Origin of the sequence: Pseudoalteromonas lipolytica, assembly GCF_900116435.1 — a bacterium.
Lineage (GTDB): Bacteria > Pseudomonadota > Gammaproteobacteria > Enterobacterales > Alteromonadaceae > Pseudoalteromonas > Pseudoalteromonas lipolytica.
Map to the genome: position 1 here is coordinate 127324 of NZ_FPAZ01000008.1, position 12974 is coordinate 140297.

At 40.8% G+C, this 12974-nt stretch carries 12 protein-coding genes; all 12 read left to right on the forward strand.

Annotated elements, in window-relative coordinates; translation table 11 throughout:
• Positions 1 to 7 precede the first annotated feature (7 nt).
• The 12 genes from BM378_RS10200 to BM378_RS10255 all read left to right on the forward strand — a co-directional run bounded on the left by BM378_RS10200 (position 8) and on the right by BM378_RS10255 (position 12963).
• Positions 8 to 412: a nuclear transport factor 2 family protein gene (locus tag BM378_RS10200; protein WP_036972813.1), complete on the forward strand. Its 405-nt coding sequence runs from the start codon at positions 8 to 10 to the stop codon at positions 410 to 412.
• A gap of 17 nt (positions 413 to 429) precedes the next feature.
• Positions 430 to 1638, forward strand: coding sequence for an ATP-binding protein (locus BM378_RS10205; RefSeq protein WP_074989121.1), 1209 nt, complete (start codon positions 430 to 432; stop codon positions 1636 to 1638).
• Positions 1635 to 2168 carry a response regulator transcription factor gene (locus BM378_RS10210; protein WP_065979120.1) on the forward strand — a complete coding sequence of 178 codons (534 nt, stop codon included), beginning with the start codon at positions 1635 to 1637 and terminating at the stop codon, positions 2166 to 2168. Before BM378_RS10205 ends, BM378_RS10210 begins: the two co-directional genes overlap by 4 nt.
• 151 nt (positions 2169 to 2319) lie before the next feature.
• Entirely contained in the window at positions 2320 to 2724 is a 405-nt protein-coding gene (locus BM378_RS10215) for a DUF1761 domain-containing protein (protein ID WP_074989122.1), read from the forward strand.
• A gap of 43 nt (positions 2725 to 2767) precedes the next feature.
• Positions 2768 to 3019 carry a hypothetical protein gene (locus BM378_RS10220; protein ID WP_036972993.1) on the forward strand — a complete coding sequence of 84 codons (252 nt, stop codon included), beginning with the start codon at positions 2768 to 2770 and terminating at the stop codon, positions 3017 to 3019.
• Positions 3020 to 3171: 152 nt separating this feature from the next.
• The gene (locus tag BM378_RS10225) at positions 3172 to 3444 is read left to right on the forward strand and encodes a CBU_0592 family membrane protein (RefSeq protein WP_036972808.1); all 273 of its coding nucleotides are present in this window, start codon (positions 3172 to 3174) and stop codon (positions 3442 to 3444) included.
• 204 nt (positions 3445 to 3648) lie between these two features.
• Positions 3649 to 5631 (forward strand): TonB-dependent receptor plug domain-containing protein, encoded by a 1983-nt coding sequence (locus tag BM378_RS10230; RefSeq protein ID WP_074989123.1) that lies wholly within the window; start codon positions 3649 to 3651, stop codon positions 5629 to 5631.
• A gap of 22 nt (positions 5632 to 5653) precedes the next feature.
• Positions 5654 to 7393 (forward strand): sensor histidine kinase, encoded by a 1740-nt coding sequence (locus BM378_RS10235; protein ID WP_036972806.1) that lies wholly within the window; start codon positions 5654 to 5656, stop codon positions 7391 to 7393.
• The gene (locus BM378_RS10240) at positions 7390 to 8760 is read left to right on the forward strand and encodes a sigma-54-dependent transcriptional regulator (RefSeq protein ID WP_036972805.1); all 1371 of its coding nucleotides are present in this window, start codon (positions 7390 to 7392) and stop codon (positions 8758 to 8760) included. Before BM378_RS10235 ends, BM378_RS10240 begins: the two co-directional genes overlap by 4 nt.
• Positions 8761 to 8965: 205 nt before the next feature.
• Positions 8966 to 9925: a porin gene (locus BM378_RS10245; protein ID WP_065979122.1), complete on the forward strand. Its 960-nt coding sequence runs from the start codon at positions 8966 to 8968 to the stop codon at positions 9923 to 9925.
• Positions 9926 to 9982: 57 nt separating this feature from the next.
• Positions 9983 to 11413: an SLC13 family permease gene (locus BM378_RS10250; protein WP_227006889.1), complete on the forward strand. Its 1431-nt coding sequence runs from the start codon at positions 9983 to 9985 to the stop codon at positions 11411 to 11413.
• Between the two features lie 134 nt (positions 11414 to 11547).
• Entirely contained in the window at positions 11548 to 12963 is a 1416-nt protein-coding gene (locus tag BM378_RS10255) for a coniferyl aldehyde dehydrogenase (protein WP_074989124.1), read from the forward strand.
• Positions 12964 to 12974: the final 11 nt, after the last annotated feature.

Here is a 12974-nt window from a genome sequence, read left to right on the forward strand (position 1 = left end):
AACTACGATGAGCGGTAAAATTAAAGCGACGTTATTTAATCAGCTCATTGAGGCTGAAAGGCAATTGCTAGAACCTGAGATCCGTCAGTCTGCAGATGCACTCGATGCGTTGCTCGATGATGACTTTATTGAAATTTCAGCTAATGGCACGTCGTTTAATAAGTTTCAGGTTTTAACACGTTTACCGACTGAAGTCGTTCCTCAGTTTTATAATCAACACTTTAAAGGGCGGATGCTGAGTGATGAGATTGCCCAATTGAGTTATCAAGCTGCTTTTAGGCGTTCCGCCCGTGCTGAGTTTAATTATTCAATTCGCATGTCGCTATGGCGCTTTAATGGTCAACAATGGCAAATGGTGTTTCATCAAGGAACACCTTGCGCTCCCTTTACTATTTCTATGGATGACGATTAAGTCTCTTAACGCTTTTTATGCAAACTGATCCGGCGATTAGCCGCTTACTTACTTTAAGAAGTGCAGCTATTGCTGTGCAATTTTTTGCTGTTGTTTCGGTATACTTTTTATTTGATTATCAAGTTGCCATCTTCCCTTTACTGGCTGTGATTAGTGTAGAAGCACTGTTCCAATTGCTCAGTATTTTAGCGTATCGCAAAGTGAACCACGCGAAACCGATTGCCGTGTTGATGCAGTTGACTGCTGATATCTTATTTTTATCGATATTGCTGTCTTTGAGTGGGGGCGCCACGAACGCATTTGTGTCGCTGTTACTTTTACCAATTATGATTGCTGCCGTGTCGGTTAATGGTAAAGGATTAGCTTATATAGCTGGGCTTGCCATCGCGGCGTATAGCTATTTGCTGTTTAAAATGCCTGATCACAGTATGCATCAAATCGACATGACTCATCACTTTATTGGGATGTGGGTTAACTTCGTGATAAGTGTGATTGTAATTGCATTTATAATCGGTGCGCTAAATCGGACGATTAAAGCACGCGATGCCACTATAGCAAGAGGCCGAGAGCAGCAGCTCAGGCACGAGCAATTGTTAACATTAGATGGTGCAGCTGCACAAATTACCCATCAGTTAGCAAGTCCTATAGCAAACCTGCAATTTCTTTACGAAGAGCTTAAAGAGCAGCAAGCTGACGACCCCATTATACAAGAAATGGCCAAGCCATTGGAGCAGTGCAATGAGCAACTAGCGCATTTTAGAGCGCTATCATCTGCGCTTAGAACAGGTAAAACGCAAACAATAATACCGGTCGATGTGCTGCAAAAAGAAATAGCAGATGCTGCATTATTACATCATCCAGAACACACGCTTGAATGGTTAAATGAACCACCTAAATGCACTATTCTGAGTGATGCAATGTTATTACCCGCTATTTTGAATTTGCTACAAAATGCAGTATTAGCAAACAATCAGCAGCACTCTCACATAGAAGCTCGTTGGCAGTTTAACGCGGATTCGGTTTCTTTATCTTTACGTGATTTTGGTCAAGGTTTAAGTGAGCAACAAATGGCAGCATTAGGGGGTCAACTTATGCCGAGTCAACATGGTATGGGGATGGCAGTAATGCTTTCTAATGTGACTTTGGAACGCTTAGAAGGCTCACTTACAGTGAGTAATCATAAAGAGCAGGGGGCTGTAGCTACAATCACCCTGAAAGTGGCATGAATTTATTAATAATCGAAGACGACATTAATCTAGCCAACACGCTAGCCAGACGCTTTACAAAACATGGCTTTTGTTGTCAGCTTGCCCACAGTTGTCAGCAAGCAATTGACATTTGTAGTGCTTTTTCACCCAGTCATTTTTTAGTCGATTTAAAGTTAAAAGATGAAAATGGCTTAACGTTAATAAAGCCAATGCGCCAGCAATTTCCGCGTTCACGCATTATCCTTCTAACAGGCTTTGCAAGTATTGCCAGTGCGGTTGAAGCGATTCGTCTCGGTGCAGATGATTATTTACCCAAACCCGTCGATTTTGTATCGTTATTGAGAACATTACTTGAGGGCAGTGAGGCAGAGCAACCTACCCATACTCTGCCACAAACACAAATAATGTCGCCAGAACGACTCGAATGGGAACATATTCAACACGTATTGCATCGTAATCATGGCAATATATCTGAAACAGCAAGGCAGTTGAACATGCACAGACGAACCTTACAACGTAAACTTCAAAAGAAACCCGTTCAGCAATAAAGATGATATTTAAGTATTGTTAAATTAAGTAGCACAACATAAAAAAGGTATTTAGTATTAGAACCAAATACCACTCGTCACATTTGATTTGCTGCTTTGGGATTCCTTAACTAAAGTCAAATTAACCCTATTGGTTGTATGAGTCTGGTGTATGGATTTTTCTCAACTGAATTTTTTTGCCGTATTTCTTGCTGCGCTTGCTTCTTTTCTTCTTGGGGCTGTTTGGTATTCTCCGTGGCTTTTTAAACGCATTTGGATGGAGAGCTGCGGTTTAACAGAACTTGATCTTCAGCAAATCAATCATGTCATGGTGTTTGGTGGCAGTTTTGTGCTGTGCCTATTAATTGCTTTAAGTTTATCTTTATTTATTGGTAGCAATGTTAATGTAGGCGTTGCCGTAGGCACAGGGTTTATAATCGGTTTATGTTGGGTAAGTTGCGCACTTGGCATTGGTTATATTTTTGAGCAACGACCCCTTAAATTGTTTTTAGTGAACGCTGGCTATTCTATTTTACAGTTCTCTTTAACGGGTTTGGTTTTGGGGCTTTGGCCATAGACATGGTAGCATGCGTTTTTTAATCGCGTTTAGTGTGGAGTTTATGGCTAAACCCAATAAAAAAGGCCCGACGAAAACCGTTGATATATTTTGTAGTCAGTGCAAGTGCCAATTATTTAAATACCGCAAAGGCGGCAAAGGTGCATTAGTTAAGTGCTTTGTTGAACGTATAAGCCAAAATTTTACAGCACAGACGGGTGTTTGCCCGCAGTGCCATCGTCATTTTGCCCGCGAAACAATGATAAGAGGCACACCCGCATTAAAAATTATTGGCGGTAAAGTGACGCATAAGTAGCTTATACATAGAATGCGGACATTTATCCTCGTTTAAGTTATCTGCTTTGATACCATTGTTCGGTTTGCTGTTTCAATGAATGAAAACAACCCTCCCCATGGATTGGGCCAGTTGTTTGGGTATAAACAAATGAACAATATGGATTCACGTACGTGATAGCACTTTTATTTGATATTATTGGTATGACGGGTACTTTCTTGGTAGTAGGTGCCTTTTTCATGTTACAACTAAATAAAGCATCCCCGACAGGGCTTGTGTATAACATGATGAACTTAACTGGCGCGGTGCTGCTGTTAATTAGTTTGTGTTATAACTTTAACTTGGCCAGCTTTGTCATTGAAATATTTTGGATTGCGGCATCATTGATTGGCTTATACAAATATTTAAAAACTAAGCGCAGTGAGCGTGTTAAGCAGTTTAGCTAAATGAGACGTTAAACTAATGATACAAGAGCCCATAACTATAAAGTACATGGGCTTTTTTATTACACCAAGTACAGAGCGTCAAAGACTGTATAAAATTAAGTGAATTGGTATAAAAAGATTGCAAGCTTACCCATCTTTTGTATTAATAGTGTAAACAGAGTGTTGCAGTGCAACATTTAATCATTATTACGGGTGTCTCGCAGCATGAAGTTTTTACTATGTTCAACACTTTTTTTAATCGCAAATTCCCCAGCAGCGCTATTCGGCGCAGAAGCTTCTGAAGATGAAGATTTATTTTCACTAAGTTTTGAAGATTTACTCGATGTACATGTTGATATTGCGAGTAAAACAGCGGAAACCCTGTCATCAGTTCCTTCAACAATGAGCGTGTTTAGCCGTCAGCAAATTCAAGCGCTCGGTGTTGATAATGCGTATGAAGTGATGAATTTTGTTGCGGGTATGCAATCAACCCGCGGTGATTGGGTAGGGGCTGTGCCTAAAGATCATGCCCGAGGAGTATACCTAGATAGTGGTAATGTGTTGGTGATGATCAACGGTGAGCGCGTCAATGAATCATCATTTGGTAAGGCTTCGGTCTACATGCCTTACATACCTATTGAGGTAATAGAAAAAATAGAGTTTATTCGTGGGCCGGGCTCTGCTTTATACGGTAGTAACGCCTTTTTAGGTGTGATGAATATTGTCACGACAAAAGAGCGTAATGCATTACAGGCTGTAGCAGGCAACAATGGTCGTTACGGAGCAACAGCACAGTTTTATAAGCATTTTAGTGACACGGTGTCGGCGTATGCGACGTTATCATACGAAAGTAAATCGGGTGAACGCTACCCACAAGACGTAAAAGACCCTCTAAAAGCGGTGTATATTGAGGCAGGGTTAGATTATAAAAAACTTTCACTTCATACACGTTACAATGAAACGCAACTTGATGAGTTTTTAAATCTTGCCGGTTATTCGAAACAAAACCAACACACCAGTGATAATACGTTTATAGGCATTAAATATAATTGGCTTAATACCGATAAATTCAAGCTAGATAGTCATTACTCTTACAGTAAACATGCAATATCAACGGCTGGGTTGATTGCTGAATTTGACGATATGCCAGACTTTTTATTAGGGCCCGATTGGCAAACCTATGACAGTAAATTTTCAACAGAATTAAGTTATCAGCTTGATAATCAATGGCAATTAGCTGCAGGCGTTGAATATGCTGAGGCAAAGCAGCAAAAAGCCGATGTACGTACTAACTATTATGACAGTGACTCACAACAAGTTATCCTCGCGCCTGCTTATTATCAAAATGGGATTGTACGTATTAAAGATTTTCCTTTATTTGCGTCATTAAAGTATACCTTTGAAACGGTGAGTGCTTACGGGCAATTAAAGATTCCATTTTCTGACTCGTTCACGTTCTTTATAGGGGCACGCTATGATGATGTTAAAGATATCGACAGTAAATTATCACCTCGATTAGCAAGCATTTACGAAATTAATCAGTCACATACATTAAAGCTTCAATATGGCGAATCGTTCAGAACACCGGTGACGAATGAACTTTTTTCTAATGACTCTGTGACGAAAGGTAATCCATCATTACAATCTGAATCAGTTAAAACCACTGAACTTGTTTGGCACTATCAAAACGCGACACTTCAAACAAATGCGGTACTTTTCTATAATGAACTTAATGACTTTATTGAGACTGTGCCCTTTCAAGGCAGTGACACACTGTTCACTTTTGAAAACTCACTCAACACTGATAACCGTGGTTTAGAGCTGGATGCTACATGGCAATATAATAAAAAATTTGCGCTTACGGGAACCTATACACACTATTTCCATGAGCCGATAAATGCCAGTTTTAAACGCTTTGCCAGCTTAGTTACCCGTTATAACTTAAACGATAGTTGGCAGCTAAGCCTAAACATTTTATGGCGTGACCAAGTGAATGCGGCTTCATTAAACGGTGATGAGTTTAACCAATCGGCTTATAGTTTATTAGGAGGCACGGTTAAATGGCAATTGAATACGCATAGTCATTTAATGTTTAAGGCTGAAAACGTATTGGGTAAAAACTATAACGTGTTTGATCCACGTGTTGAGAATGGCTCTGTCGCTGGTACAACAGAAGAATTATCGCTACACTACCAAATCAATTTCTAGCAGTGTCGTGTTTAAGGTCTGAATGTCATCATTAAGTAAAAAGTTAGTTGCGGCAGGTGCTATTTTAATATTGCTGCTTGTATTGGTTTTTTACATTGGTCGACAACACGATTACACAAAAGCCAGTCAATTAAGCCGTGTGCAAGCGGTTCAATTAAGTCACTATTTTTCAAGTGAACTTGAACGGTTTCAAACGATCCCTGCCTTAGTGAGTGCTAATGATTTAGTAAAGACGTTTGTAACTAACCAAGGTGTTGGTGAACAAGCCGTCAATTATTATCTTGAAGATATCCAGCGTGCAAGTGGTGCATCAGATGTTTATTTAATGGACTTATCTGGCTCTGTTGTGGCCAGTAGTAATTGGCAAGTCGATTACACTTTTCTTGGCAGTAACTTTGCGTTTAGGCCGTATTTTTATTTAGCGAAAAAAGGTGAAAAAGTTGCTTACTTTGCACTAGGAATGCGCTCAAGTGAGCGGGGTATATACTTCTCTGAACCGGTTATTGCAGACGGTAAAGTTATTGCCGTCGTGACATTAAAAGTGAATGCAAAAAAGTTTGAGCAAGACAGGCAATTGCTAAATGCGTCAGACAGTACGCACTTTCATATTTCTCTTGAAGACAGTGTTATCGTGATGTCTGATGTGCAAAGCTGGCGTTTAAATTCGTTAAAAGCGCTTAGCGAAAAGCAAATGGAAACGCTTGTAAGTTCAAGGCGATACCTATCACATACGCCAAGTTTATTAGCTTATACTTCTAAGCCTTTAAGTGATAATACGGCTGAGCAAACCATCGAAATAAATAATAAGCGAGTGCGATTTATTAGCGCGTTCGAAACCATCGATATTATCAATGCGAAGGCCAGCGTGCTGGTAGATATAAGCGGTTTAGAAGTTGCACAAATACCACGTTTACTGTGGTTTAGTGTGTTTTATATGATAGTTGTCGTGCTGATACACATGAGTATGGTTCGTTTCGCGGGTTATAAAAAACTCTTATTTTCAAGACACAGTCTTGAGCAAGAAGTGATAGAGCGTACGCATGCACTCGAAAAAGCGCAAAAGGCACTTGTCCAAGCTGCTAAGCTGGCTACGATAGGCCAGTTAAGTGCGGGTATTAATCATGAAATAAACCAGCCATTAAGTGCCATGAACACTTATTTAGTCAGTGCAAAGCGATTGCTTATGAAAGGCAATATTGAACAAGCATCAGAAAACCTTGTATTGGTGCAATCGCTCATTGAGCGTGTACATAAGATCGTTGCTCAACTTAAGCATTTTAGTAAGCCTGCACAAACGCAACTGCGTGAACAGAGCTTATCACGGATGCTTAAAAATGCATTAATGATCGCCAGTGCTCAATTAAAGCAAGATGATATTGATGTTAAAACAGCCGACATCTCAGAACATATCACGGTATGGGTCGACAGTGTAAAGTTTGAACAAGTATTAGTGAATGTAATCACCAATGCCAGCCAAGCGATGGCTGAATGTGAAAAACGCGAATTGAGTTTTGAGCTTGAATTATTTGACGACAGAGTGAAGTTTTCGATATTAGACACAGGCCCAGGCATTGACCAACATGCATTAGGCAGTATTTTTGAGCCATTTTACAGTACCAAAACCAGCAATGGTTTGGGGTTAGGGCTGTCTATCTCCCGACAAATTATCGACTCATTCAATGGTCGATTAAGTGCCCATAACCGCCCTGAAGGGGGCGCACAGTTTATTATTACACTACAAAGCAATAAGGAAACCTCATGAGTTTAGTTGCCAATGCCTGCCAACAGGTGATCGTTATTGATGATGAAGCGGTGATCCGTGATTCATTAAAGCAACTGCTCGAGATTGAAGGCTATCAGGTGCAATGCTTTAGCGAACCAACGGCGGCGTTATCTAAACTAAGTCGTCGTTTTGAGGGGGTTGTATTAAGCGATATTAATATGCCTAAGATGGATGGTTTAACCTTTTTAGAACAAGTTAAGGCATTTGATAGTGAACTACCGGTTATTTTTCTAACGGGCTTTGCAGACGTGTCTGTCGCAGTAAAAGCCATGCAATTAGGGGCTTATGACTTATTTGAAAAGCCGCTAACTGAGCAGCTATTAGATTGCATTGCGCGAGCATGCGATAAACGCGCGTTGGTGATGGAAAACCGTGCATTGAAAATTGCTGTCGAAAAAACATCAGCACCAGGCGTGCGAATTTTGGGTGAAACCGAACAAATGCAGCAGATGATGCATTTACTCAATGCCGTGATTGATACGCCAGCAGATGTATTAATTGAAGGCGAAACAGGCACCGGAAAAGAGCTAGTTGCTCGCTACCTCCACGACCAAAGTAATCGTTCTTCAGCAAATTTTGTTGCCATAAATTGTGGCGCAATTCCTGAGCAGTTAATTGAGAGTGAGTTATTTGGTGCAGCCAGTGGCGCGTACACGGGGGCAACACAATCACGACAAGGTAAGTTTGAATTTGCTAAAGGGGGAACGGTATTTTTAGATGAAATAGAATCGACCCCAGCAAGTTTGCAGGTTAAGTTATTACGCGTGCTTGAAGAGCGAAAAGTTACTCCCGTTGGTGACAATCATGCTGTTGATCTTGATGTGCGTATTGTTGCAGCAACCAAGGTTGATCTACTTTCTTTAGTCGAAGCGGGTGAGTTTAGAGCCGATCTTTATTATCGACTGAACCTCGTTAAAGTGAGTATCCCTGCGTTACGTGATCGTAAAGCTGATATACCGTTGCTGTTTAAACATTTTAGCTCCATTGCGGCGACTCGATTCCATAAACCACCTGCAACACTGAATAGCGAAGCTAAACAACGTCTGTTAGCCTACGATTGGCCTGGCAACGTGCGTGAACTTAGAAACCAAGCAGAACGCGCTGTTTTGTTGGGCTCTGACTTAGCATTTGCCACTAATAATGATAGTAACAACGAAATTCAACTCGCCCAAGATCTCAGTCTCGCTGAAAAAATGAGTTTTTATGAGCAGTCACTGATTGAAGAAGCACTTGAGCGAAACAATGGCAGTATTAAAAATACCATGCAAACCCTGCAAATCGCCCGTAAAACACTCTATGACAAAATGAGTAAGTACGGTATTAATCGTGAAATGTTCAAGGATTAAGCAATCACAAAGTGGGTGTGGGTGGATTAAGTGACATCGCATCTTAAAAAATGTGTGGAAATCCGCACATAAAAACAATGCCAATAAATTGATTTAATCATAACTATATGTATTTTAAGTTTTTTAAATTTATTGTGTGAGTTGGCAATTAATTTGCCTCTAGTGTTAGGAACAACAATTTGAACCTAATATAAAGGGGCGCATAATGACAACAATAGTAACTTATACAAAAACTCGCGTTGCAGCGGGTATAATTTTAGCGTGTTTTGCAAGCTCATCAATGGCTGCTGACTACGCTGTATATGGAAAAGCCGAAGTTCAAATAGCCAACACTGATACTGGTGTGATGCGCTATGCTGATGAAGGTACGCAAATTGATGCACCTTTTTCTCGTATAGGCATCAAGGGCAGTCATAAACTCACTGAATCATTAAAAGCTGTGTTCAAATACGAAGTACAAGTAAAAGGCTTTGAACACGATGATACTAATGAGCCATTCTCAGCACGTAATACATATTTAGGCTTAGCGGGCGATTTTGGTGAAGTTGTCGTTGGTCGTAATGACACGCGCTTTAAATATTCAGAAGGCAAAGTTGACGGTTTTAACGAAACACAAGCTGATATTGCGCAGTTGATCCCAGGGCAAGACCGGATTGGCGACACCATTACCTATAGCTCTAAAACATACGCGGGTGCTTCATTAGCGTTAACATACGCGCCAAAAGACGATAGCAGTAATGATGAGTCAGGGTTTGCTGCAACCGTTATTTATGGTGACCGTGCATTAAAATCAGCTAATTATTATGTTGCAATCAGTCATGTTGATGCTCTTAATAAATTAACGGCAAGTCGCGTTGTCGCGGCGTGGAAACACGAAAATCTTCAGTTAGCCGGTTTAATCCAACGTAGTGAATCAACAGACGGGACTAAAGAAGGCAATGGTTATGCTGTAAGTGCAAGCTATGCAATTGATAAATGGGTCCCTAAATTACAATACGTAAAAGACGACTCTAAAATTCGCCATGCTGAAGAAGGTAAACAATGGACAGCAGGTGTTGACTATGTATTTGATAAACAAACAACTGCATACTTATTCTATACTGATTTAGACCTTGATATTGAATCAGATAACAGCATTGCACTTGGCCTTAAGTACAAGTTTTAAGGAGTCGGTATGTCATTAGTTAATCAAACAAAAGACGGCACAGAGCAACGTCCGTTGATGACCACTGTGATGCTTTTATTGGGTCCATTAGTGATGCTATTAACATGCTTAATAGACCCACCAGCAGGGATGAGTGAACCCGCACTTAGAACAGCAGGCCTTGCATTTTGGATGGCATCTTGGTGGGTGAGTGAGGTTGTGCCAATTCCAGCTACTTCATTATTACCACTGGTTATATCACCTCTTGCTGGTATTGCAGCAATCAAAGGGGTTGCAGCACCGTATGCTCACCCTTTGATCTTTTTATTCTTGGGCGGTTTTTTAATTTCTATCGCGATGGAGCGTTGGGGGCTACATAAACGTATAGCACTTAATACAATGCTTCGTGCGGGAACGAAACCTAGCCTACAAATTTTAGCGATGATGTTGGTGACGGCATTTTTATCAATGTGGATGTCAAATACAGCCACTGCGGTGATGATGCTACCGATTGCTATGTCGATCACGATGTTAGTAAAGCAATCTAATCCTGATAACGACCAATTTGGCAAAGCATTATTACTATCTATCGCGTATGGCGCGAGCATTGGTGGTATTGCCACGTTGATTGGTACTCCGCCAAATGCATTAATGGCAGCGTACTTATCAGATAGCTATAAAATTGATATTGGTTTTGCACAGTGGATGAAAGTGGGTGTCCCGCTTGCAACAGTTATGCTTATTTTATGCTGGGTATGGTTAACTAAGTTTGCTTATAAAGTGGATACACCGTGCGCGCAAGATGCGAGCCAAGATACTAAATCATTATTTTCAACCCAGCTTAAAGAGCTTGGCGTAATGCAGCGTGCTGAAAAAGGCGTGGCAATAGTGTTTGTACTTGCTGCAGTGTGTTGGATTTTCAGACCGTTATTGGCTGATTCAACAGGGTTAAAAATATCGGATACAGGCATTGCGATTGCTGCTGCTTTACTGCTGTTTGTGTTACCTGCTAATAAAGGGGACGGCGAGCGTATTCTCGATTGGGAAAGTGCAGCAAAAGTGCCCTGGGGTGTGTTATTACTGTTCGGGGGTGGTTTAACACTTGCTGCGCAAATTAAATCATCAGGCCTAGCAGAGTACATCGCTCACATGATTGAAGGTGCAAGTGTGATTCCGTTAGTACTGAGTGTCTTGGCTGTTGCAACATTGATTACTTTCTTAACTGAGATCACAAGTAATACCGCAACTGCTGCTGGTTTCTTACCGCTATTAGGTCCGGTTGCTGAATCTGTATTTGGAACGCCTTTAGTGTGGGTTATTCCTGCAGCGATTGCATGTAGCTGCGCATTCATGATGCCTGTTGCAACCCCTCCTAATGCCATTGTGTTTGGGTCGGGGCAAATTCAAATGCGTGATATGATCCGATCAGGCTTTGCACTTAATATCATTGCGATTGCGATGATTACGCTAATTACAATGACCATCGCGGCCGCTGTGTTTGGTTTTTAAGATACATTTATAATATCCAACCTATTCCAACCAACAACAGCGCTCACCCTGAGCGCTGTTTTTTTACTTCTATGAAAGTTGCGGCGGTTATTATTGATCGCTATAGTTGAATTTGTCGCTATTCAAGAGATCACATTTTGACTGATATTCAAAGACTTCTACATTCTCAATTCCAGCAACTCAATCGTACTTTTTTGGCTGAACCTTATTTGCCAATCGAGCAGCGTATTAGCATTTTAAAACAGATAAAAAATAGCCTGATTACTAACGAGCAAGCCCTTGTTGCGGCGACGAGTAAAGATTTTGGATACCGCACTGCTTTTGACACCGTACTGGGTGATTTATTACCGACAGTAAAACTCATCAGTGACACAATAAAACGGCTGCCCAAGTGGGCTCGCAATGAGTCGCGTGGTGTGGGTATTAGTTTGTGGCCCTCTAAGGCTCATATTAATTATCAGCCAAAAGGTGTTATCGGTGTTATTGCGCCGTGGAATTATCCTATACAGCTCGCACTGGTTCCTGTCATTACCGCATTAGCGGCAGGTAATCGAGTGATGCTAAAAGTCAGCGAATTTACACCCCATACCAATGAGATTATAAAGGATATATTTTCTGGTGAGTTAGCAGCGCATTGCCATATTGTTGAAGGGCAGAGCGAGGTTGCTGCGGCGTTTAGTGAACTGCCTTTTGCACACATATTATTTACAGGCTCCACAACAGTAGGTCGTAAGGTGATGCAGGCAGCGAGTCAGCATTTAACACCGGTTACTTTAGAACTTGGCGGTAAATCACCGGTTGTGATTCTTGACGATGTGAATATAAAATCAGTGGCGAAAACATTGCTGTTTGGCAAGCTAAATAATGCAGGGCAAATTTGTGTTGCACCTGATTATGTATTCGTGCCAAAAAAACATGAGCATCAATTACTGCAACAGCTATGTGAGCTCTATAAACAGCATTTTAAAGACGGCGTTGAGGGAAAAAACCTAACTTCAATCGTCTCTGACTCTCAATATCAGCGTTTAAAATCATATTTAGTGGATGCTGAAGATAAAGGGGCTCAAATTTTTAAGCCGCTTGAAGAGAATCAATATGACGATTTAAAACATCGTTTGGGTTTGCATATATTGACGCAAGTTAATGATGCGATGAACGTGATGCAAAATGAAATATTTGGCCCATTACTGCCGATAATGAGCTATGAATCATTGCAACAGGTTATTGACTATATAAATAGTCACCCTCATCCCTTAGCATTGTATATTTTTGGCCACGATAAAGAGAGGATTTCGTTTGTGAGTCAGTCGATTCGCAGTGGCACCTTGGCAATAAATGATGTGTTGATGCAAGTGACCGCAGATCAGCTTCCTTTTGGTGGGATTGGTGAATCAGGAATGGGTCACTACCATGGAATAGAAGGGTTTAAAACTTTTAGTCATGCCAGAAATACATTGGTATCTGGTAAATTTAATCCAAGAACACAGCTATTGCTTAAGCAAAATAAATTGCTTATTACGCTATTAAAATGGATGTACTTGCGTCGATAGACGCAAGTACT

Bases quoted from the DNA above. Each gene is read 5' to 3' on its own strand.
- BM378_RS10200 (WP_036972813.1), top strand. From the start codon at position 8: ATGAGCGGTAAAATTAAAGCGACGTTATTTAATCAGCTCATTGAGGCT.
- BM378_RS10205 (WP_074989121.1), top strand. From the start codon at position 430: ATGCAAACTGATCCGGCGATTAGCCGCTTACTTACTTTAAGAAGTGCA.
- BM378_RS10210 (WP_065979120.1), top strand. From the start codon at position 1,635: ATGAATTTATTAATAATCGAAGACGACATTAATCTAGCCAACACGCTA.
- BM378_RS10215 (WP_074989122.1), top strand. From the start codon at position 2,320: ATGGATTTTTCTCAACTGAATTTTTTTGCCGTATTTCTTGCTGCGCTT.
- BM378_RS10220 (WP_036972993.1), top strand. From the start codon at position 2,768: ATGGCTAAACCCAATAAAAAAGGCCCGACGAAAACCGTTGATATATTT.
- BM378_RS10230 (WP_074989123.1), top strand. From the start codon at position 3,649: ATGAAGTTTTTACTATGTTCAACACTTTTTTTAATCGCAAATTCCCCA.
- BM378_RS10235 (WP_036972806.1), top strand. From the start codon at position 5,654: ATGTCATCATTAAGTAAAAAGTTAGTTGCGGCAGGTGCTATTTTAATA.
- BM378_RS10240 (WP_036972805.1), top strand. From the start codon at position 7,390: ATGAGTTTAGTTGCCAATGCCTGCCAACAGGTGATCGTTATTGATGAT.
- BM378_RS10245 (WP_065979122.1), top strand. From the start codon at position 8,966: ATGACAACAATAGTAACTTATACAAAAACTCGCGTTGCAGCGGGTATA.
- BM378_RS10250 (WP_227006889.1), top strand. From the start codon at position 9,983: ATGACCACTGTGATGCTTTTATTGGGTCCATTAGTGATGCTATTAACA.